The sequence below is a fragment of the Amycolatopsis sp. NBC_01286 genome (assembly GCF_035982555.1).
In the GTDB taxonomy this organism is placed as follows: Bacteria; Actinomycetota; Actinomycetes; order Mycobacteriales; family Pseudonocardiaceae; genus Amycolatopsis.
Genome location: NZ_CP108428.1, coordinates 534,698 through 555,469, shown reverse-complemented (window position 1 = coordinate 555,469; position 20,772 = coordinate 534,698). Strand labels below are relative to the sequence as shown.

At 70.4% G+C, this 20,772-nt stretch carries 19 protein-coding genes; 14 read left to right on the top strand and 5 right to left on the bottom strand.

Translation table 11 applies throughout. The features are described from left to right. Nucleotides 1-88 precede the first annotated feature (88 nt). From gatC to OG570_RS02540, 8 genes are all read left to right on the top strand, one after another. Complete coding sequence (gene gatC / locus OG570_RS02575; protein WP_247061885.1) at nucleotides 89-388, top strand: Asp-tRNA(Asn)/Glu-tRNA(Gln) amidotransferase subunit GatC; 300 nt, start codon at nucleotides 89-91, stop codon at nucleotides 386-388. Next, nucleotides 385-1,902 (top strand): Asp-tRNA(Asn)/Glu-tRNA(Gln) amidotransferase subunit GatA, encoded by a 1,518-nt coding sequence (gene gatA / locus OG570_RS02570; RefSeq protein WP_247061887.1) that lies wholly within the window; start codon nucleotides 385-387, stop codon nucleotides 1,900-1,902. The genes gatC and gatA overlap by 4 nt, the downstream gene beginning before the upstream one ends. Further along, complete coding sequence (gatB, locus tag OG570_RS02565; protein ID WP_326955448.1) at nucleotides 1,899-3,404, top strand: Asp-tRNA(Asn)/Glu-tRNA(Gln) amidotransferase subunit GatB; 1,506 nt, start codon at nucleotides 1,899-1,901, stop codon at nucleotides 3,402-3,404. Before gatA ends, gatB begins: the two co-directional genes overlap by 4 nt. A gap of 8 nt (nucleotides 3,405-3,412) precedes the next feature. Next, the gene (locus tag OG570_RS02560; RefSeq protein ID WP_326946871.1) at nucleotides 3,413-3,949 is read left to right on the top strand and encodes a hypothetical protein; all 537 of its coding nucleotides are present in this window, start codon (nucleotides 3,413-3,415) and stop codon (nucleotides 3,947-3,949) included. Between the two features lie 491 nt (nucleotides 3,950-4,440). Further along, nucleotides 4,441-5,550, top strand: a complete 1,110-nt coding sequence (locus OG570_RS02555) for a Gfo/Idh/MocA family protein (protein WP_326955447.1) — start codon at nucleotides 4,441-4,443, stop codon at nucleotides 5,548-5,550. Further along, nucleotides 5,547-6,464, top strand: a complete 918-nt coding sequence (locus tag OG570_RS02550) for a PmoA family protein (protein WP_326955446.1) — start codon at nucleotides 5,547-5,549, stop codon at nucleotides 6,462-6,464. Before OG570_RS02555 ends, OG570_RS02550 begins: the two co-directional genes overlap by 4 nt. A gap of 9 nt (nucleotides 6,465-6,473) precedes the next feature. Further along, nucleotides 6,474-7,223: a cupin domain-containing protein gene (locus OG570_RS02545; RefSeq protein ID WP_326955445.1), complete on the top strand. Its 750-nt coding sequence runs from the start codon at nucleotides 6,474-6,476 to the stop codon at nucleotides 7,221-7,223. Nucleotides 7,224-7,226: 3 nt separating this feature from the next. Then, nucleotides 7,227-8,366: a Gfo/Idh/MocA family protein gene (locus OG570_RS02540; protein ID WP_326955444.1), complete on the top strand. Its 1,140-nt coding sequence runs from the start codon at nucleotides 7,227-7,229 to the stop codon at nucleotides 8,364-8,366. Nucleotides 8,367-8,842: 476 nt separating this feature from the next. Here the strand turns inward: OG570_RS02540 and OG570_RS02535 are convergent, their stop codons facing one another. Next, complete coding sequence (locus tag OG570_RS02535) at nucleotides 8,843-10,051, bottom strand: PQQ-dependent sugar dehydrogenase (RefSeq protein ID WP_326955443.1); 1,209 nt, start codon at nucleotides 10,049-10,051, stop codon at nucleotides 8,843-8,845. A gap of 65 nt (nucleotides 10,052-10,116) precedes the next feature. Here OG570_RS02535 and OG570_RS02530 point away from each other — a divergent pair, with 65 nt between their 5' ends. Together OG570_RS02530 and OG570_RS02525 are read left to right on the top strand one after the other, a co-directional pair. Next, complete coding sequence (locus tag OG570_RS02530) at nucleotides 10,117-11,025, top strand: 2-hydroxyacid dehydrogenase (protein ID WP_326946877.1); 909 nt, start codon at nucleotides 10,117-10,119, stop codon at nucleotides 11,023-11,025. 50 nt (nucleotides 11,026-11,075) lie between these two features. Beyond that, a complete protein-coding gene (locus tag OG570_RS02525) occupies nucleotides 11,076-11,654 on the top strand; it encodes a DoxX family protein (protein ID WP_326955442.1) in 579 nt (192 codons plus the stop codon). A gap of 165 nt (nucleotides 11,655-11,819) precedes the next feature. Here the strand turns inward: OG570_RS02525 and ilvD are convergent, their stop codons facing one another. Both ilvD and OG570_RS02515 read right to left on the bottom strand, forming a co-directional pair. After that, nucleotides 11,820-13,664: a dihydroxy-acid dehydratase gene (gene ilvD / locus OG570_RS02520; protein ID WP_326955441.1), complete on the bottom strand. Its 1,845-nt coding sequence runs from the start codon at nucleotides 13,662-13,664 to the stop codon at nucleotides 11,820-11,822. A gap of 103 nt (nucleotides 13,665-13,767) precedes the next feature. Beyond that, nucleotides 13,768-14,217, bottom strand: a complete 450-nt coding sequence (locus OG570_RS02515) for a PH domain-containing protein (protein WP_326955440.1) — start codon at nucleotides 14,215-14,217, stop codon at nucleotides 13,768-13,770. 425 nt (nucleotides 14,218-14,642) lie between these two features. On the opposite strand from OG570_RS02515, the gene OG570_RS02510 reads away from it, so the two are divergent. The 4 genes from OG570_RS02510 (at nucleotide 14,643) to OG570_RS02495 (ending at nucleotide 18,379) form a co-directional block, all read left to right on the top strand. Then, the gene (locus OG570_RS02510) at nucleotides 14,643-16,439 is read left to right on the top strand and encodes an acetolactate synthase large subunit (RefSeq protein ID WP_326951805.1); all 1,797 of its coding nucleotides are present in this window, start codon (nucleotides 14,643-14,645) and stop codon (nucleotides 16,437-16,439) included. A 1-nt stretch (nucleotide 16,440) separates the two neighbouring features. Next, nucleotides 16,441-16,947 (top strand): acetolactate synthase small subunit, encoded by a 507-nt coding sequence (ilvN, locus tag OG570_RS02505; protein ID WP_003080760.1) that lies wholly within the window; start codon nucleotides 16,441-16,443, stop codon nucleotides 16,945-16,947. Nucleotides 16,948-16,980: 33 nt separating this feature from the next. Continuing rightward, on the top strand, nucleotides 16,981-17,994 hold the full coding sequence (gene ilvC / locus OG570_RS02500; RefSeq protein WP_326955439.1) for a ketol-acid reductoisomerase: 1,014 nt from the start codon (nucleotides 16,981-16,983) through the stop codon (nucleotides 17,992-17,994). 118 nt (nucleotides 17,995-18,112) lie between these two features. Then, nucleotides 18,113-18,379 (top strand): DUF397 domain-containing protein, encoded by a 267-nt coding sequence (locus OG570_RS02495; RefSeq protein WP_326955438.1) that lies wholly within the window; start codon nucleotides 18,113-18,115, stop codon nucleotides 18,377-18,379. On the opposite strand, the gene OG570_RS02490 is transcribed toward OG570_RS02495, so the two are convergent. Together OG570_RS02490 and OG570_RS02485 are read right to left on the bottom strand one after the other, a co-directional pair. Beyond that, complete coding sequence (locus OG570_RS02490) at nucleotides 18,376-19,245, bottom strand: nuclear transport factor 2 family protein (protein ID WP_326955437.1); 870 nt, start codon at nucleotides 19,243-19,245, stop codon at nucleotides 18,376-18,378. The two genes, OG570_RS02495 and OG570_RS02490, sit on opposite strands and share 4 nt — an antisense overlap. A gap of 70 nt (nucleotides 19,246-19,315) precedes the next feature. After that, nucleotides 19,316-20,653, bottom strand: a complete 1,338-nt coding sequence (locus OG570_RS02485) for an ankyrin repeat domain-containing protein (protein WP_326955436.1) — start codon at nucleotides 20,651-20,653, stop codon at nucleotides 19,316-19,318. Between the last annotated feature and the right edge of the window lie 119 nt (nucleotides 20,654-20,772).

Here is a 20,772-nt window from a genome sequence, read left to right as displayed (position 1 = left end):
GCGTAACCCAGTCGAGTCCGCCCACGCCGCCACCATAGACTTGCAGCTTCCGAGACAACCCGCACAGCACAACCCGGGAGTCACCCGCGTGCCCAACATTTCCCGAGACGAGGTCGCGCACCTCGCGAAGCTGGCCAGGCTGGCCGTGACCGACGACGAGATCGACGTCTTCGCCGGCCAGCTCGACCAGATCCTGGACTCGGTGGCCAAGGTGAGCGAAGTCGCCGCCGAAGACGTGCCGCCCACTTCGCACGCCGTGCCGCTGACGAACGTCTTCCGGCAGGACGTGGTCCGTCCCGGGCTCACCCAGCAGCAGGCCCTGGCCGGTGCGCCGGCCGCCGAAGAGGGCCGGTTCCGGGTGCCGCGGATTCTGGGGGAAGAGCAGTGACCGAGCTGATCAAGCTGACCGCCGCGGAACTGGCGGAGAAGATCCACACGCGCGAGGTGTCCGCGGTCGAGGTCACGCAGGCCCACCTGGACCGGATCGCCGAGGTGGACGACCACGTCCACGCGTTCCTGCACGTCGACACCGAGGGCGCGCTGGCCGCGGCCAAGGCCGTCGACGAGGGCATCGCCGGTGGCCAGGCGCCCGTGTCGCCGCTGGCCGGCGTGCCGCTCGCGCTGAAGGACGTCCTCACCACCGAAGGCATCCCGACGACGTGCGGGTCGAAGACCCTCGAGGGCTGGATCCCGCCGTACGACGCGACGGTGACGCGCAAGCTGCGCGAAGCCGGCGTCGTCATCCTCGGCAAGACCAACATGGACGAGTTCGCCATGGGGTCGTCGACGGAGAACTCGGCGTACGGCCCGACGCACAACCCGTGGGACCACGCCCGCATCCCGGGCGGTTCCGGCGGTGGTTCGTCGGCGTCGATCGCGGCCTTCGAAGCCGCGCTGGCGATCGGCACCGACACCGGTGGCTCGATCCGGCAGCCCGGCTCGGTCACCGGCACCGTCGGCGTCAAGCCGACCTACGGTGGCGTGTCGCGCTACGGCCTCGTCGCTTTCTCGTCGTCGCTCGACCAGGCCGGGCCCTGCGCCCGCACGGTGCTCGACGCCGCGCTGCTGCACGAGGTCATCGCCGGCTACGACCCGATGGACTCGACGTCGATCGACGCGCCGGTCCCGCCGGTCGTCGCCGCGGCCCGCCAGGGCGCGAACGGCGACCTGTCCGGCGTCCGCGTCGGCGTGGTGAAGGAGTTCGGCGGCGACGGCTACCAGCCGGGCGTGCTGCGGTCCTTCGAGGCCGCGGTCGAGCAGCTGCGCGCGCTCGGCGCCGAGGTCGTCGAGGTGTCCTGCCCGAACTTCACCTACGCGCTGCCGGCGTACTACCTGATCGCGCCGAGCGAGTGCTCGTCGAACCTCGCCCGGTTCGACGCCATGCGCTACGGCCTGCGCGTCGCCGACGACGGCACGCACAGCGCCGAAGAGGTCATGTCGCTGACGCGCGAAAAGGGCTTCGGTGCCGAGGTCAAGCGGCGGATCATGCTGGGCACGTACGCGTTGTCGTCGGGCTACTACGACGCGTACTACGGCTCGGCGCAGAAGGTGCGCACGCTGATCACGCGTGACTTCGCCTCGGCCTTCGAGAAGGTCGACGTTCTCGTTTCGCCGACCACGCCGACCACGGCGTTCAAGATCGGTGAGCGCGTCGACGACCCGATGGCGATGTACCTCGCCGACCTGTGCACCATCCCGTCGAACCTGGCCGGCAACGCCGCGATGAGCGTGCCGAGCGGCCTGTCCGACGAGGACGGGCTGCCGGTCGGCCTGCAGATCATGGCCCCGGCGCTCGCCGACGACCGGCTCTACCGGGTCGGCGCCGCCTACGAGGCCGCCCGCGACGCCGCCGCCGGCGGTTCGCTGGTCCACAAGGTCCCGGAGCTGGGAGGAACGAAGTGACTGCCGTGGCCGAGTTGATGGACTACGCCGACGTCATCGAACGCTTCAACCCGGTGCTCGGGCTCGAAGTGCACGTCGAGCTCAACACGAACACCAAGATGTTCTGCGGCTGCGCCAACGAGTTCGGCGGCGAGCCGAACACGAAGGTGTGCCCGACCTGCCTCGGCATGCCGGGCGCGTTGCCGGTGGTGAACGGCAAGGCCGTCGAAGGCGCGATCCGGATCGGCCTCGCGCTGAACTGCGAGATCGCCGAGTGGTGCCGGTTCGCCCGGAAGAACTACTTCTACCCGGACATGCCGAAGAACTTCCAGACGTCGCAGTATGACGAGCCGATCGCCTTCAACGGCTACCTCGACGTCACGCTCGACGACGGCGAGGTCGTGCGCGTCGAGATCGAGCGCGCGCACATGGAGGAGGACACCGGCAAGTCGCTGCACGTCGGTGGCGCCACCGGCCGGATCCACGGCGCCGAGCACTCGCTGCTCGACTACAACCGCGCCGGCGTGCCGCTGATCGAGATCGTCACCAAGACGATCGAGGGCACCGGCGAGCGGGCTCCCGAAGTCGCTCGGGCGTACGTGTCCGCGCTGCGCGACCTGCTGCGCGCGCTCGACGTGTCCGACGTCCGGATGGACCAGGGCTCGCTGCGCTGTGACGCGAACATCTCGCTGATGGCGAAGGACGCGACCGAGTTCGGCACCCGCACCGAGACGAAGAACGTCAACTCGCTGCGCAGCGTCGAGCGCGCGGTGCGCTACGAGATGACGCGGCAGGCGGCGATCCTCGCCGACGGCGGCACGATAAAGCAGGAGACGCGGCACTTCCAGGAGGCTGACGGCTCGACGTCGCCCGGCCGCACCAAGGAGACCGCCGAGGACTACCGGTACTTCCCGGAGCCCGACCTGGTCCCGATCGCACCGTCGCGCGAATGGGTCGAGGAACTGCGCGGCACGCTGCCGGAGATGCCGGCCGAGCGTCGGAAGCGGATCCAGCAGGAGTGGTCGCTTTCCGACGAAGCCCTGCGTGACCTGCTGAACGTCGGCGCGGTGGACCTCGTGGCGGCCACGGTCGAAGCCGGCGCGATGCCGGACGAGGCGCGCGGCTGGTGGGTCAACACGCTCGCCCAGGAGGCCAACGCCCGCGAGGTCGAGCTGGCCGACCTGGCCATCAGCCCGGCTCAGGTGGCCGAGGTCATCGGGCTGGTGACGTCCGGCGAGCTGACGAACAAGCTGGCCAAGGAAGTCGTCCAGGGCGTGCTCGCCGGCGAGGGTTCGCCGCGCGAGGTCGTCGAGAAGCGCGGGCTGAAGGTCGTCTCGGACGACTCGGCCCTGCTCGCGGCGATCGACGACGCCCTGGCGTCGCAGCCGGACATCGCGGAGAAGATCCGCGGCGGCAAGGTGGCCGCGGCGGGCGCGATCGTCGGCGCGGTCATGAAGGCGACCAAGGGACAGGCCGACGCCAAGCGGGTCCGCGAGCTGATCATCGAGCGCGTCGGTTCCTGACCGCTTTCATGACACAGCCGTTTTCCGTCAAGAGCGTCACCTGGCGCGAGTGGCTCGGCCTGGCGGCCGGGCTGCTCGCGCTGGGTTCGACGTTCCTCCCGTGGACCACGCTCAGCACCAACAAGCCGGACATCGAGGACATCCTTTCGCAGCTGCCGCACGACCAGGTCGTCCGCGACGCGTGGGACTCGAGCTTCTTCGCCTGGTGCCCGCCGCTGCCGTTGCTGCTGGCCGGGCTGGTCGTGGTCGTGTTCGGACGAGTCCGGAACGTGCGGGTCAGCGGCCTGCCGCACCTGTGGCTGGTCGTCGCCGCGGCGTCGGTGCTGCTGATGGCGATCGGCTGGCTCACGCTCGACTGGGAGTTCGACGCCGACCAACGGGGCATCTTCGAGGCGGCCGGCATCGCCATCGGGCCGGGTTTCGGCCGGTTCCTGGGGATGTTCGCCGCGCTGGCGTCCGGGGTGGTCGCTTTCCTGGACGTGCGGGCGATGCGCGCCGAAAGCCGGCAGCCGCGGAAACGCAGCCTGCGGGGCAAGAGCCGCTGATCCGCAAGAGGGCGCACGGTCTGTGGACCGTCTGACCCTCTCGGTGTGCGGTGGCGAAGCCTGCGAATCTTTTCTGATGTCGGGCTGGGGTGGCAAGGGCTGGGGGTCCGCTTGACGTCGGTTTGCAGTGATGAGGTCCGCGGATCGCTGCCGCCGTCGATCTCTGGCGACAACATTCGCTGATCGACCTTAGGTCGGCTGTCGTGGCCGGTTTCGATGACCTATTGAACCGTGTGTGGTAGCAAAGTCTGCCCGCTGATTCTGATTCGTGACGCTGTTGCCAGGCCCCCACAAGTGCGGTGGCCGACCAGTCTGAGCCGGTGCGTTCTCGTCCGTTCTGGTTGCACACCAGGCGCTGACAACGTTGACAGCGGTACGGCCTGTTGCGTGAGAAAGCGCTTTCTGCGACGGTCGACGAGGCCGCGCTCCAGGGACGTCGGGGTGTAGGGGCCGGTTGCCGGGCATCGCCGCGGAGGGGAGGAGGTTCGAGCTTGCGTACCGGAAAGCGCTTACGGGTCGCCGTTGTCGGGGCGGGCGGGATCGCGAAAAGTCACTGGGCCGCGTACGAAGCCCATCGTGATGACGTCGAGGTGGTGGCCGTCGCGGACGTCGATGAAGCGCGTGCCGCCGCGTTCTGTGCCGAGGCTGCGAGTGCCAAGCCGTACCTGGACCTCGACACCCTGTTGGCCGAGCAGGAACCCGACCTCGTCTCGATCTGTACTCCGCCCGGACTGCACGTCGAGCAGGTCAAGAAGGTTCTCGAGAGCGGCGCCTGGGCCTGGTGTGAGAAGCCGCCGTGCCGGTCGCTCGCCGAGTACGACGAGATCGCCGCCGTCGAACGGGACGGTGGGCCCTACGCCGCTTTCGTCTTCCAGCACCGGTTCGGCTCGGCTGCCGGGCACTTCCGGACGCTGCTCGCGGACGGGGAACTCGGCCATCCGCTCGTCGCGCATTGCCAGACGACCTGGTACCGCGACGCCGGCTACTACGCCGTGCCGTGGCGGGGGAGGTGGGCGAGCGAGGGCGGCGGTCCGGCCATGGGCCACGGGATCCACCAGATGGATCTGCTGCTCCACCTGCTCGGCGACTGGGCCGAGGTGCGGGCGATGACCGCGCGGCTCGTGCACGACGTCGAGACCGAGGACGTCTCCACGGCGCTCGTCCGGTTCGAGTCGGGCGCGCTGGCGACCGTGGTCAACAGCGTGCTGTCGCCGGACGAAGTGAGCCGGATCCGGATCGACTGCGAAAACGCGACCGTCGAGCTCACCCACCTCTACGGCTACCGCGGCAAGGACTGGCGTTACACCCCGGCGCCGCACGTGGTCGCCGATCGGACGACGCGCTGGGCCGGGCCGCCCGACGACGTCGCCAGCTCGCACACCGCCGCGTTCGCGCCGGTCCTGGCCGCGTTCCGGGCCGGGCGCCGGCCGCCGTGCAGCGGGGCGGATGGGCGGCGGGTGCTGGAACTCGTCGCGGCGCTCTACAAGTCGGCCTTCACCGGTGGCGGGGTGCGCCGGGGCGAGATCGGGCCGGGTGACGACTTCTACCGGTCGATGGCCGGCGCCGGTCAGGGCGTGGAGCAGGAAGGAGTGCGGGTGTGAGCGCGGCGATCACCGTCACCCACCGGCACGGCGACCACGTCGCCGTCGAAGCCGGCGGGGTCCAGTTGATGTCCTATGTGTACAAGCCCGACCCCGTGGCCTACGAGTCCCGCAAGCCCTACACCCATCCGTTGCGCACCCTCGGCGGACGGCGCGTCAGCGGTTACCGCCCGGCCGACCACCGCTGGCACAAGGGCCTGCAGATGACGTCGAGCCACCTGTCCGGCCAGAACTTCTGGGGCGGCCACACCTACGTCCCCGGCGATTGGTACCAGGACCTGCCCGATCGCGTCGGTTCGATGCGGCACGACGCGTTCGCCGGGTTCACCGTCGACGGTGACCGGCTGACCTTCACCGAGCAGCTCACCTGGGTCGCCAACAGCGGTGAGGAGTGGGCTCGGGAGCGGCGCGACATCGTCGTTCACTCGGTCGAGCCGGACGAAGGCGCCTGGGCCATCGACTGGGCGATCGAGCTGACCAACATCCGCGACGCCCCGCTCGCGTTCGGCAGCCCGACCACCGCCGGCCGCGAGATGGCCGGGTACACCGGGCTGCACTGGCGTGGTCCGCGCGAATTCAGCGGGGGCCGCATCCTCGGGCCCGGTGAGCTGGGCGGCGAGGAGATGATGGGCAGGCAAGCGCCCTGGCTGGCCTTCGTCGGCGAACACGACGACGTCGACGCGCATTCGACGCTCGTGTTCGCGCACGCCCCGGAGAACGACAGCTCGATCCACGAGTCGCACTGGTTCGTCCGTTCGCGGGACACGCCGACCGTGGCGATCTCGTGGGCGTTCTTCGAAGAATTCGTCCTGCCTCCGGGGGAGAGCTTCGCCTACCGCTATCGGGTCGTCGTCGCCGATGGTGCCTGGGATCGCGACCGCGTCAACGGCTACCTCGGCACGCACGGGTTCTGAGAGGCAGCCATGGACGAATTCCCCCTTCCGGGTGGCATCGGCGTCTCCCACCTGCGGGCTTACGACTGGGCGGCCGAAGACGGCGTCTGCGGGGGCAGCCCGCACCTGCACCTCGCCTGCACCGAGGCGTACGTCGTCACGGGTGGGCGCGGCGCCGTGCAGACGCTGAGCGTCGGCGGTTACGTCGAGACGCCGTTGGCTGCCGGGGTCATCGCCTGGTTCGCGCCGGGCACCGTGCACCGGATGGTGCAGGGCGGCGACCTGCGCGTCACCGTGCTCATGCAGAACAGCGGCCTGCCCGAGGCCGGCGACGCCGTGTTCACTTTCCCGCCCACGGTGCTCGCCGACCTCGCCGCCTACGCCGAGGCCGCGGCGTTGCCGAAGACCGACGACGCCGCTCGACGACGCCGTGACCTGGCGATTCGCGGCTACCTGCCGCTGCGCGAGGCGCTGCTCGACGGCGACCCGGAGCCGCTGCGGACGTTCCACCGGGCGGCCGTCGCGCTCGTCGCGCCGAAGGCCTGGGAGTGGGTGCCGCGGTGGCGAGCCGGGGCGCTCAAGGCCGCCGAACTGACCGGCGCGCACCTCAAGGCGCTCGCCGACGGCGACGGGAGTCACCTCGAGCAATCGGGGGTGCGGGTCGCGACGCCGTCGAACCCCGACGGCTACGGCATGTGCGGCCAGCGCGCCGAATACGACATCCCCGGTGTGACCGCGCCGTACGGCGGGGAACGAATCTTCGACGTGGAAGGCCGGTAGTTGATGAACCAGACCATCGGAGTGCTGCTCAACGGGGTCACCGGCCGGATGGGGTACCGGCAGCACCTGCTGCGGTCGGTGCTGGCGTTCCGCGAACAGGGCGGAGTGGCGCTGCCGGACGGCACCCGCGCGCAGCTCGAGCCGATCCTCGCCGGGCGCAACGCGGTCAAGCTCAAGGAGCTGGCCGACCGGCACGGCCTGACGTCGTGGACCACCGACGTCGACACCGCGCTGGAGGACGTGCAGATCTACTTCGACGCGCAGCTGACGTCGGCGCGCGAGCCGGCGGTGCGGGCGGCGATCGCCGCGGGCAAGCACGTCTACGCCGAGAAGCCGTTGGCCGATACGTTGACGGCCGCGCTGGAGCTGGCGGGTCTCGCTCGGGACGCCGGGATCTGTCACGGCGTCGTGCACGACAAACTGTTCCTGCCCGGGCTGCGAAAGCTGCGGCGACTGGTGGATGGCGGCTTTTTCGGGCGCATCTTGTCCGTTCGCGGCGAATTCGGCTACTGGGTGTTCGAGGGCGACTGGCAGGATGCGCAGAGGCCGAGCTGGAACTACCGCGCCGAGGACGGCGGCGGGATCGTGCTCGACATGTTCTGCCACTGGAACTACGTGCTGGAGAACCTGTTCGGCCCGGTTTCGGCGGTGACCGCGAAAGCGACAACGCACATCCCGCGTCGCTGGAACGAGCAGGGCGAGGCGTACGCGGCGACGGCGGACGACGCCGCGTACGGCATCTTCGAGCTGGAATCGGGGGCGATCGCGCAGATCAACTCGTCGTGGTCGGTGCGTGTCTTCCGCGACGAGCTGGTCGAGTTCCAGGTCGACGGCACCGAGGGCAGCGCGGTGGCCGGTCTGCGGCGGTGCCGCGTGCAGCACCGGTCGGCGACGCCGAAGCCGGTGTGGAACCCGGACCTGCCGGCGACTGAGGCGTTCCGGGACCAGTGGGCCGAGGTGCCGGACAACGCCGAGTTCGACAACGGGTTCAAGGCGCAGTGGGAGGAGTTCGTCCGCGACGTGGTCGCCGGACGGCAACACCGCTATGACTTCTTCTCGGCCGCCAGGGGCCTGCAACTCGCGGAGGCGGGGCTGACGTCGTCCGCGGAGGGACGACGGGTCGAGCTGAAGCCGCTGACTTGATCGGGAGCCGCTGGCTTTGTGTGGTCGCCGAGCTGCCGACAGTTGCTCGGCTACTGGTGATGTGGTCCGTTGGGCGACGAGGCGGCTGAGCTGGACTTGACGGCAGTCGGCTGACGCGAACGGGCGCGGGTGGTGGCGTGGTCGGTCCGGCGACGACAGGGTTGAACTGGACCTGACGCTGCCGTGGGTGCCGATGGTGTGGTCGGTCAGCGACGACAGGGCTGAATGGACCTGACGACGGCCAGCTGGGGCAAGCAAGCGCGGATGTTGGTGCTGTTGTCGGTTGGGCGACGGCAGGGCTGAACCTGACCAGGCGACGGTCGGCTGGGGCGAGCAGGCGCGGGTGTCGCTGGTGTCGTCGGTCAGGCGACGACGCCGCTGGACCGGAGCCGGCGGATCGCCGGGCGGCTGGTCAGGTGACGTTGTCTCAGGCGCGACTACGACCGCGGCACCAGCGTTGAGCAAAGGGCGGGCCGTCAGTCCTTGCCGTTGCCGCCGCCGGAGGTGGCTGGTGTGATCAGGACCACTCGGTCGTCGCTCGAGACTGGGGTGCCGCCGTCCTTGTTGACCGTTCCCGCTACCGCCAGCTGGGGGTTGATCATGCTGATGCCCGCGAGCCGGCCGTACGTGATCGGGGGTTTGCCCGTCTTGCCGTCGAGGCTGATCGTCGGCTTGCCGCTGACCGCGCCCTCCGCCGTCACCGGGAGGTTCTGCAGGTTTCCGGCCAGGGACGTGCCCACCGAGACCGAGCCGTTGGCGTCGACGAAATCCGCGCAACCCGCCACGCCCGGCTTGTCCGGCCACGTCCACGCCGGGGCCGTGAGCGGCTGGCCGGTCTGGACCCGGTACAGCGCGTCTTTGTCGGCCAGCCGGTCGGTGACCCAGACGCGACCACCGTCGGCCGAGGCGCACAGGCCGCCCGGGGCGTGGAGGCCCGCCGCCACCGCGATGGCGCCCTTCGGGTTGCCCGCCGCGGCCTTGCCGGATGTGTCGATCCGCAGCACCTTGCCCGCCAGCGTCGACGGGTCGGCCGCCGCGTTCGGGTTGCCCGCGTCGCCCGTCGCGACCAGGAGCGCGCCGCGGTTGTCCGTGCCGAGCGAGCCGCGGTTGCCGGTCGCGCCCTTGGGGATGCCCGTGAGCACCGGCTTCGGCGTCTGGCCCTTCGCGAAGCGGACGACGCGGTTGTCCGTCGCCGTCGTCACGTAAGCGAACACGAGCTGGTCCTCGACGTACGACGGTGACAGCGCGAGACCGGTCAGGCCGCCGTCGCCGGCCGCCTGGACGTCGAGCTTCGCGAACTCCGTGGCGTCCTTGCCGGCCGTGGCCAGCAGGACGCGGCCGCTCTTGCGCTCGCCCGCGAGCGCGCTCGGCGTGGAGCCGTCGCCCGGCAGACCGGCGACCGCGGCCACCGTGTCCAGGCAGGTCGCGATCACCGTCTGGTCGAAATCCTTGCAGCCCTGCGGCGGCGGGATCGTCGTGGCGGGCTGACCAGGGCGGGCCTGCTTGCCGTCGCCACCGGAGTCCGAGCCCGGACCCTGCACCTCGGGGGGTGATTCGGGGCTCGCGACCGGCGCTGGGCTGAACGTCTGGCCCGCCGCGGTGTCGTCGAACCGCGCACAACCGGCGGGCAGCAGGGCGCCGCAGGCGAGGATCGCCAGCAGGGCCGACCGGTACCGGGTTCGCATGATCGCCCAGCCTAGGGGCCGGTGCGTGAACCATGGGTGAGTACTCCTCGATTACCGTGGCGATCATGACGCTGACCGTGCTGGTGCCCGACGACGAAGGGCTGTCCGTGCTGGCCGAGGTGCCGCGGGTGCTCCCGGTGCGCTACCAGTGGGGCGAGCCGGTGCCACCCGAGGCCGCGAAGGCGGAGGTGCTCATTCCCGGCAAGCACCGCGCCGGCGACGAGCTGTGGCGCGCGCTGCCGAACCTGAAGCTGATCCAGCTGCTTTCCGCCGGCGCCGAGGACTGGATCGGCAACGTGCCGGACGGCGTCCTGCTGTCCACCTGCCGCGGCGCGCACGGCGGCAGCACCGCCGAGTGGGTCGTCGCCGCGCTGTTGTCGATTTATCGCAAACTCGACGTCTTCGCCGACGCGCGCCGCGAGGGCCGCTGGGCGCGGCAGACCGCCGACACGCTGCAGGGCAAGCGCGTCCTCGTGATCGGGGCCGGCGACCTCGGGCAGCACCTGCGGCGGCGGCTCGAGCCGTTCGACGCGCGCTGCACCATGGTCGGGCTGACCGCACGCGACGGCGTGCACGGCGTGCAGGAGCTGCCCGGGCTGCTCGGCCTGCACGACGCCGTCGTGCTGATGGTGCCGCTGACCTCGCGCACCCGCGGGATGGTCGACGCGGACTTCCTCGCCGAGATGCGGGACGGCGCGGTGCTGGTCAACGTCGCGCGCGGCAGCGTCGTGGACACCGGTGCCCTGGTCGCCGAGCTGACCACGGGCCGGTTGCGGGCCGCGCTCGACGTCACCGATCCGGAGCCACCGCCGGCCGGGCACCCGCTGTGGACCGTGCCGGGGCTGCTGCTGACTCCGCACATCGGCGGCGCCGTGCGCGGCGTGCGGGGGCGGTCGTACGCCGTCGCCGCGGCCGAGATCGCGCGGTACGCCGGGGGCGAGCTGCCGGACAACCTGGTGCACGGGGAGTACTGAGCGCGGCGCGCTGCCTCGCCAGGCCCGCGCGGATCCCCTACCCTTCGCGCGTGACCAGTGCAGACGACTTCTCGCAGCAGCCCACCAGCGTCCTGTCGGGTGTCGAGGACGACGGGCCGGCCGACGACGGTCCCCGCCAGGGCGGGCTCGGGCTCGGCCTGCTGATCCTGCGGCTGGCGATCGGCGTGACCATGGGGGCGCACGGCCTGCAGCACCTGTTCGGCCTGTTCGGCGGGCCGGGCGTCGGCGGGTTCGCGCGGATGCTGGAGACGTTCGGCTACCACAAGCAGACGACGCTGCTGTCGTGGATCACCGGCATCACGGAGCTCGCGGGCGGCGCGCTCGTGGTCGTCGGGCTGTTCACGCCGCTGGCCGCGGCGGGGTTGCTGGGGGTCGCCGCGAACGCGGTCTACGCGAAGTTCCACGGCGGGTTCTTCGAGGGGCAGGGCCAGGGCTTCGAGTTCGAGCTGGTGCTCGGTCTCGGTGCGTTGAGCCTGCTGTTCACCGGCGCCGGGCCGATTTCGCTGGAGCGGAACACACCTTGGCGACGGCGGCCGTTGCCGCTCGGGCTGGTCTCGCTGCTACTGGCCGCGGCGGCCTCGGTCGTGGTCATCGTGCTGACCCGATAGAGGCCTGTGGACAACTTCTGACTCGGAGGGCCGGCTGTGGACCCGCCAGGCGGAACTATGGTCGGGAAACGCGCGAAGGCCGTCCGCCAGGGAAACCGCGGTCGAGAAAGCCCGAAGGCCGCCCCCAGGTAACCGGGGACGGCCTTCGACGGCTGAAGCAGGGGCTTACTTGTTCGGGTCGCGGACCGCGCCCGTGTCGGCCGAAGTCGCCATGCGGGCGTAGGCCCGCAGGGCCGCCGTGATGGGGCGCTCGCGGTCCTTTGGCTGCCACGGCCGCTCCGTCGTCTCCATCTTCGACCGGCGCTCCGCCAGGATCTCCGCGTCCACCAGGAGTTCCAGGCGGCGCTCGTGGACGTCCAAGACGATCCTGTCGCCGTTCTCCACCAACGCGATCAGGCCGCCCGCCGCCGCCTCCGGGGAGATGTGGCCGACCGAGATGCCGGATGAGCCGCCCGAAAAGCGGCCGTCCGTGATCAGGGCGCACTTCTTGCCCAGGCCCGATCCCTTGAGGAATGCCGTCGGGTGCAGCATTTCCTGCATGCCCGGGCCGCCCGCGGGGCCTTCGTAGCGGATGACCAGGACCTCGCCCGGCTGGATCTCCTTCTTGAGGATCGCCGACACGGCTTCCTCCTGGCTCTCCAGCACCCGCGCCGGGCCTTCGAAGTGCCACAGCTCTTCGTCGATGCCCGCGGACTTGATCACCGCGCCGTTCTCGGCGAGGTTGCCGCGCAGGATGGCCAGGCCGCCGTCCTTCGTGTACGCGTGCTCGACGTCGCGGATGCAGCCGCCCGCGGCGTCCGTGTCCAAGGACGACCAGCGGTTCTCCGTCGAGAACGCTTGCGTGGTGCGGACTCCGCCCGGTGCCGCGTGGAAGAGTTCCACCGCAACGTCAGAAGGCGACGAAGCGCGGATGTCCCAGGCGGAGAGCCAGGATTCGATGTCGGGGGAGTGCACCGAGCGGACGTCGGTGTTGAGCAGCCCGCCGCGGTACAGCTCGCCGAGGATCGCCGGGATTCCGCCGGCCCGGTGAACGTCTTCCATGTGGTAGTCGGAGTTCGGCGCCACCTTGGACAGGCAGGGGACACGACGGCCGATCGCGTCGATGTCGTCGATCGTGAAGTCGACCTCGCCCTCGCGAGCGGCGGCGAGGATGTGCAGCACGGTGTTCGTCGAGCCGCCCATCGCCATGTCGAGGGCCATCGCGTTCTCGAACGCCGCCTTCGACGCGATCGTCCGCGGCAGGGCCGAGTCGTCGTCCTGCTCGTACCAGCGCTTGCAGAGCTCGACGACCGTCCGGCCGGCTTCCTCGAACAGCGCGCGACGCGCGGCGTGCGTGGCCAGCGTCGAGCCGTTGCCCGGCAGCGACAGGCCCAGCGCCTCGGTCAGGCAGTTCATCGAGTTCGCGGTGAACATGCCGGAGCACGAACCGCAGGTCGGGCAGGCCGAGCGCTCGACGATGTCGAGCCCGTCCTCGTCGACGTCGGGGCTGGCCGACGCGGCGATCGCGGTGATCAGGTCGGTCGGGGCCTGCGCGACGCCGCCGACGACCACGGCCTTGCCGGCCTCCATCGGCCCGCCGGAGACGAACACGACCGGGATGTTCAGCCGCATCGCGGCGTTGAGCATGCCCGGGGTGATCTTGTCGCAGTTGGAGATGCAGACGAGGGCGTCGGCCTGGTGCGCGTTGACCATGTACTCGACCGAGTCGGCGATGATCTCGCGCGAGGGCAGCGAGTAGAGCATGCCGGAGTGGCCCATCGCGATGCCGTCGTCGACGGCGATCGTGTGGAACTCGCGCGCGACGCCGCCGGCTTCCTTGACCGCGCCGGCGACGATCTCGCCGAGGTCCTTGAGGTGCACGTGGCCGGGCACGAACTGCGTGTAGGAGTTGGCGATCGCCACGATCGGCTTGCCGAAGTCGCTGTCGGTCATGCCGGTGGCGCGCCAGAGCGAGCGCGCGCCCGCCGCGTTGCGGCCGTGGGTGGTGGTCCGGGAACGGAGAGGCGGCACGGCGAACTCCCAGGTCGGATGGGGGCCAGGCGGAGGTTCGGGACGCTCCGCAGAAACTGGTCCTACCAATTTAGACCTTCACGGGGCCGCGCCGCCGTGGGGGTTACTCGCTGGGCGACGTCTCGGGCTTGACCGGCCTGACGTCCTCGTTGTCGAGCAGCCCGCTCGGGTCGGCGACGAGGCCCTCGCTCACCAGTGACAACACCGGCAGGTGCCGGGTCCGCACGGTCGGCAGCGGCACCTTCGTGTCGTCCGTCAGCACCGCCTGGACGCGGGACCGCTTGGTGATCGCCAGCCCCTTCAACGCCGACCACGGCACGTCGCGGTGGCCGAACATCGTGCGCGTCGCCAGGCCGTCGCGCGTCGCGACGGTGCGGGTGCGGATCACGAACACCGCCAGCGCGATCGGGAAGACGTAGAGCCACTGCAGGTACGGGATTTCCCCGAGGGCGATCGGCGTCACACAGATCGTCAGGAGCGCGATCGCCATGAACGACGTGCGGGGGATGCGGAAGACGGCCTTCCGGCCCGTGTCCTGCTCTTTTTCGGCCACGCCGAAATGGTGCACCGCCCGGCGCGAGCACGGGAAACCGGGTCGGTGCGGACGTGACACGCGCCGCGCCGATGTCCACGATGCGGACTCTCCGTCCCGCAGAGTTGACACTTGAGAGACCTTCGGACTAGCGTCAGCGTCGTGACACCGCTGACCGGCCTCGTACTTCCCAAGCGCGTCGACGCTTAGGGAAGTCTTTCCGCTGCGTCGACGCGCGACCCTCGTGCGACCTTACGGTCGGCGAGGGTTTTTTGTTGCCCGAGGGAAGCAATTCCTGGCCCCACCGCACAAAACCGACCCGAACGAGTGACACCGAGACCCACGAGGCAGAACCGATGACCAGTGCCACAAACCCGACGAAGCCGGGCCCGGCGCCCGGCGCGCCAGGAGCACGTCCGAAGCCGGCGCCACCGGCGGGAACCCCGGTGCGCGTCACCGGCGCGCAGTCGCTCGTGCGCTCGCTCGAGGCCGTCGGCGCCGAGGTGGTCTTCGGGATTCCGGGCGGCACCATCCTGCCCGCCTACGACCCGCTGCTGGACTCCACGAAGGTCCGCCACATCCTGGTCCGCCACGAGCAGGGCGCGGGCCACGCGGCCACCGGCTACGCGCAGGCCACCGGCAAGGTCGGCGTCTGCATGGCCACCTCCGGCCCCGGCGCGACGAACCTGGTCACCCCGCTGGCCGACGCGAACATGGACTCCGTCCCGGTCGTGGCCATCACCGGCCAGCAGAGCCGGGCGCTGATCGGCACCGACGCGTTCCAGGAAGCCGACATCTGCGGCATCACGATGCCGATCACCAAGCACAACTTCCTCGTCACGGACCCAGCGGACATCCCGCGGACCATCGCCGAGGCGTTCCACCTGGCGTCCACGGGCCGACCCGGCCCGGTGCTGGTGGACATCCCCAAGGACGTGCTGCAGGAGATGACCTCGTTCTCCTGGCCGACCGAGCTGCGCCTCCCGGGTTACCGCCCGACGCTGCGCCCGCACGGCAAGCAGGTCCGCGAAGCCGCGAAGCTCGTCGCGAAGTCGCGCCGCCCGGTGCTCTACGTCGGCGGCGGCGTGATCAAGGCGGAGGCGCACGAGCAGCTGAAGCAGCTCGCCGAGCTGACCGGCATCCCCGTCGTCACCACGCTGATGGCGCGCGGCGCGTTCCCCGACTCGCACCCGCAGCACCTCGGCATGCCGGGCATGCACGGCACGGTCGCCGCCGTCGCCGCGATGCAGCGCGCCGACCTGCTGATCGCGCTCGGCGCCCGGTTCGACGACCGCGTCACCGGCCAGCTCTCGTCGTTCGCGCCGGACGCCGCCATCGTGCACGCCGACATCGACCCGGCCGAGATCTCCAAGAACCGCAAGGCGGACGTCCCGATCGTGGGCGACTGCAAGGAGATCATCGGCGAGCTGATCACCGCCGTGCAGACCGAGTTCGACCACGGTGGCAAGCCCGACCTCACCGACTGGTGGACCCAGGCCGACGGCTGGCGCAAGAACTACCCGGCCGGTTACGAGTGGCCGGACGACGGCTCGCTGTCACCGCAGTACGTCATCGAGCGGATCGGCCAGATCGTCGGCCCGGACGCGGTGTACGCCGCCGGCGTCGGCCAGCACCAGATGTGGGCCGCGCAGTTCGTCAAGTACGAGAACCCGCGCACCTGGATCAACTCCGGCGGCCTCGGCACCATGGGCTACGCGGTGCCCGCGGCGATGGGCGCGCAGTTCGGCGTTCCCGGCACCCAGGTGTGGGCGATCGACGGCGACGGCTGCTTCCAGATGACCAACCAGGAGCTGGCCACCTGCGCCATCGAGGGCGCGCCGATCAAGGTCGCCGTCATCAACAACGGCAACCTGGGCATGGTCCGGCAGTGGCAGAACCTCTTCTACTCGGGGCGGTACTCCAACACCGACCTCGGCACGCACAAGCACCGCATCCCGGACTTCGTGCTGCTCGCCGAGGCGCTGGGCTGCGCCGGGCTGCGCTGCGAGACGAAGGAAGACGTCGACGCCACCATCCGCCGCGCGATGGAGATCAACGACCGCCCCGTCGTGATCGACTTCGTCGTGGGGAAGGATGCCCAGGTGTGGCCGATGGTCGCGGCCGGCACCGGAAACGACGAGATCATGGCGGTCCGGGGCATCCGGCCGCTGTTCGACGACGACGAGGTTTCGGTGGAGACGACCGAAGCCGCCGCGGAAGCCGCTGGGGAAGGTGAGCGCTGAGATGAGCGTCCACACGCTGAGTGTCCTGGTCGAGAACAAGCCGGGTGTGCTCGCGCGCGTCTCGGGCCTGTTCTCCCGCCGCGGTTTCAACATCGAGTCCCTCGCCGTCGGGCCCACGGAGAACCCCGAGGTGTCCCGCATGACGATCGTGGTCGCCGTCGAAGAGCTACCGCTCGAACAGGTGACCAAACAGCTCAACAAGCTGGTCAACGTGATCAAGATCGTCGAGCTGGAGCAGTCGACCGCCGTGCAGCGCGAACTGCTGCTCGTGAAGGTTCGCGCCGACAACACCGTGCGCAGCCAGGTCCTCGAAACCGTCCAGCTCTTCCGGGCCAAGGTGGTGGACGTCTCCCCGGAGGCGCTCACCGTCGAAGCCACGGGGACGTCCGACAAGATCGGTGCCCTGCTGCGGATGCTGGAGCCGTATGGCATCCGCGAGCTGGTGCAGTCAGGCATGGTCGCGGTGGGGCGGGGCGCCCGTTCCATCACCGCCACATCACCGCGTTAAAGAAGTAAGTCTCGAAAGGAAGCAGTAACCCCCATGGCAGTGGAAATCTTCTACGACGACGACGCCGACCTCTCGATCATCCAGGGGCGCAAGGTCGCTGTCATCGGCTACGGCAGCCAGGGCCACGCCCACTCGCTGAGCCTGCGCGACTCCGGCGTCGACGTCCGCATCGGCCTGCCCGAGGGGTCCAAGTCGCGGGCGAAGGCCGAGGAGCAGGGCCTGCGCGTGCTCACCCCGGCCGAGGCGTCGGCCGAAGCCGACCTGATCATGATCCTGGCGCCGGACACGAAGCAGCGCCACATCTACGAGCAGGACATCGCGCCGAACCTCAAGGACGGCGACGCGATCTTCTTCGGGCACGGCTTCAACATCCGCTACGACCTGATCAAGCCGCCGTCCAACGTGGACGTCGCCATGGTCGCCCCGAAGGGCCCGGGCCACCTCGTGCGCCGCCAGTTCGTCGACGGCAAGGGCGTCCCGGCGCTCATCGCGGTCGAGCAGGACGCCACCGGCAACGCCCAAGCGCTCGCGCTGTCCTACGCCGCGGCCATCGGCGGTGCCCGCGCCGGTGTCATCAAGACGACCTTCACCGAGGAGACCGAGACCGACCTCTTCGGCGAGCAGGCTGTGCTCTGCGGTGGCGCGTCCGCGCTGGTGCAGACCGGTTTCGAGGTGCTCACCGAGGCCGGTTACGCCCCGGAGATCGCCTACTTCGAGGTGCTGCACGAGCTGAAGCTGATCGTCGACCTGATGTACGAGGGCGGCATCGCGCGCCAGCGCTACTCGATCTCCGACACCGCCGAGTACGGCGACCTGACCCGCGGCCCGCGCGTCATCTCGCCGACGGTCAAGGAAGAGATGAAGAAGATCCTCGGCGAGATCCAGGACGGCACGTTCGCCCGCGAATGGGTCGCCGAGGACGAGGCCGGCCGGCCGAACTTCACCAAGCTCGAGGAGCAGGGCAACCAGCACCCGATCGAGGCGACCGGCAAGAAGCTGCGCGACCTGATGTCGTGGGTGGATCGGCCGATCACCGAGACCGCCTGAGTTTCGCAAGGTCCGTGAAGGCCCCCTTGCCGGCGCAAGATGCCGGTAAGGGGGCCTTCACGGCTTTCCGGGGCAGGGGAGCGGTTTCGTTCGGTGCCCGGGTGGTTACGCTGGTGGTATGAGCGAGCAGCCGGCCGACGACAAGGCGCACATCCGGCACCACCTGGACTTCACCGAGGCCGAGTGGATCCGGGCCGAGCCCGAGGGCGCCGCGCTCGACGAGGTCGCCGAATACGCGTTCATCCCGCACACCGACGACGTCACCTACGTCGCGATGCGGAAGTCGACGGACCCCGGCGGCACGGTCCTCGTCTTCACCCCCGCGGAGTGGGACGCCTTCGTGAAGGGCGTCCGCGACGGCGAGTTCGACTTCCCTGGAGCCTAGGAACCCAGGCGGGCGGCCAATGCGGGGATCGTCCCGGTGTCGCCGGCGACGGCGAGGTGGTCGCCGTAGTCGCGGGACTCGACGATCAGGCCGTCGCGGATCCGCAGGACGAAGATGTTCGCGATCCGCACCGGACGGCCGCCGTACTCGCCCTGGTAGGCGAACTCGCCGATCAGCACCTCCGGGTCCGTGGTCTGGTGGGTGACCAGGTCCGCGACCGAAAAGCCGGGGTTGAGCGCCTTCCCGGCTTCGAAGTGCGCGCGCAGCTCGTCGCGCGTCCGCACCACGCCCGAGCCCGGCAGGAACGGGTGCGTCACGTGGGTTTCCTCGGCGTACAGCTCCGGCAGCTCGTCCCAGCGCGCGCCCGCGACGCCGTGGACGAGCCGCTCGAACACACTGCCCGCGCTCTCCGGCGTGACCGGCGAGAGTTCCCGCGGCGGCGCCTGTTGGTACGCCTTCGGCAGCTGGCCGACGCCGTCGCGGATCGCGGCGAGCCGCAGGTAGTCGTGGTAGTCGCGGGATCCGGCGATCAGGCCGTCGCGGATCCGCAGAACCTGGATGTTGGCCGTGACGTCGGTCTTGCCGGTCTCGACCGACTCGGCGTCGTAGTCGTACTCGGCGACGATCACCTCGGGGTCCGTGGTCTCGTGGACGACGACGTTCTTGGGCTTGAGCCGGACCAACCCGGCGAGCGGGCCGGCGAACCGCTCGTGGACGGCCGCGCGGCCGGTGATGCGCGTCGGCCGCGGCACGGCCTGGGGGTGCTCGACGACGGTGTCCTCGGCGTAGAGCGCGGAAAGCTCGCCGAACCGTCCTTCGCCGATGCCGTCGGACAGCGCGGCGAACACGTCGCGGGGTGAGTTCACAAGGTCCTCCCAGAAGACAAAACGGAGTCTGTAGTCCGTCTAGACGATACGGACTACAGACTCCGGTTGTCTACAGAGCAGCCAGCAGCTCCTTCGCGGCGGGCTGGTCGCAGTGCTCGGCCCAGGACTCCGGGGTGCTGTCGAACAGCGCGTCCCGCGCGGTGAGATCGGCGCCGCCCTCGACGAGCACCCGGATCACGTCGAGGTGCCCGGACTGCGCCGCCAGGTGCAGGGCGGTGGCGCCTTCACCGTGGTTCGGGCCGCCGAACGTGCCCGCGTGGTTCACGTCGGCGCCGAGGTCCAGCAACGTCCGGACCGCCGCGAGCTTGCCGGACGCGGCCGCCCAGGTCAGGGCCGTGCCGCGGTAGACGTCGGCGTCGATGCGGGCGCCGCGCGCGACGAGCGTGCGCAGGGCGCCGGCGCGGTCGTTGCGGGCCGCCCAGGCCAGGGCCTCGTCGCGGACCTCCGCCGGGTCGTCGCCCGGGCGCCAGGCCGGGAAACCGCTGTGCGGCCGGTAGAAGCCGCGGTGTGCACCCGCGGCCGGGGCCAGTGTGCCGTCCGGTTTCAGCAGTTCGTCCAAGAGGTCCGCGTGGCCGAGCCCGGCCGCGACGCGCAGGTTGCCGGGGGCGAGATCCCGGGCCGCCAGCTTCTCCGCCGCCTTGCGGTGTCCCCAGAACAAGGCGACGACCAGGGGAGTACCGCCGTCTCCGCGCGCGGAGACGGCGACCGGCGCGCCCGCGTCGAGCAGGAGGTCGACGAGCCGCGCCTGGTTGCTGTAGGTGGCCTGGTGCAGCGGTGTCCAGCCGTGGACGTTGCCGCGTGCCGGGTCCGCGCCGTGGTCCAGCAGGACCCGGCTGAGCCGCTCGTCGCCGGTCGCGCCGGCCATGCCGAGCAGGTCGTTGCCGTTGGTGCCGCGGGCGGTGACGAGCCCGGGGAACCCGTCGAGGAGGGTCGCCAGCGCGTCGGGATCCTGCGCTTCGACCGCGCGGTACGCCCGGGCGAACGGCTCACCACTGTCCACAAGTGACTTGATGTGCTCACGAAGTGCTTTCCAGGAAACGAAACCGTGTTCGCGGGCGACGACCACGCGGGCGCCGTCGCGGGTGACCGGCTGGCTCCAGCGGTCGAACGGCTCGCGCGCGCCGGGCGTCTCGTCTTCCGCGGACGCGAGCAGGCCGAGCGCGCGCCCGGCGTAGTAGTGGACGTCCTGGTGGTACGGGTGCTGCAGGGTTTCGCCGTGCTCGGTGACGCGCCGGACGTACGCCTGCAGCTTCGGCCAGCTCGGGAAACCGTGCTCGCGCGCGATCCGGAACTGCGCTTCGGACAGTTTCACGGTTTCGGCGCGCGCGAGGTCTTTCGCGCGTTTGCGCAGCTGGTCCAGGCTGGGTTTGGCGGGCAACGTGCCCATGGTGCCTCCTTTCCTCGGGCGCCCGTGGTCCGCCGGCACCGGGCAGGAAAGAAGGTGCGGAGCTGGTGGTGCGGTGCTGCGGGGGTGGGCTCGGCCCTTTCCGCGGACGGGACGCGGCC

Excerpts from the sequence above, each read along its gene's own strand:
- OG570_RS02560 (WP_326946871.1), top strand. The coding sequence starts at position 3,413 with ATGACACAGCCGTTTTCCGTCAAGAGCGTCACCTGGCGCGAGTGGCTC.
- OG570_RS02540 (WP_326955444.1), top strand. The coding sequence starts at position 7,227 with ATGAACCAGACCATCGGAGTGCTGCTCAACGGGGTCACCGGCCGGATG.
- OG570_RS02545 (WP_326955445.1), top strand. The coding sequence starts at position 6,474 with ATGGACGAATTCCCCCTTCCGGGTGGCATCGGCGTCTCCCACCTGCGG.
- ilvC (WP_326955439.1), top strand. The coding sequence starts at position 16,981 with ATGGCAGTGGAAATCTTCTACGACGACGACGCCGACCTCTCGATCATC.
- OG570_RS02535 (WP_326955443.1), bottom strand. The coding sequence starts at position 10,051 with ATGCGAACCCGGTACCGGTCGGCCCTGCTGGCGATCCTCGCCTGCGGC.
- ilvN (WP_003080760.1), top strand. The coding sequence starts at position 16,441 with ATGAGCGTCCACACGCTGAGTGTCCTGGTCGAGAACAAGCCGGGTGTG.
- OG570_RS02485 (WP_326955436.1), bottom strand. The coding sequence starts at position 20,653 with ATGGGCACGTTGCCCGCCAAACCCAGCCTGGACCAGCTGCGCAAACGC.
- OG570_RS02530 (WP_326946877.1), top strand. The coding sequence starts at position 10,117 with ATGACGCTGACCGTGCTGGTGCCCGACGACGAAGGGCTGTCCGTGCTG.
- OG570_RS02495 (WP_326955438.1), top strand. The coding sequence starts at position 18,113 with ATGAGCGAGCAGCCGGCCGACGACAAGGCGCACATCCGGCACCACCTG.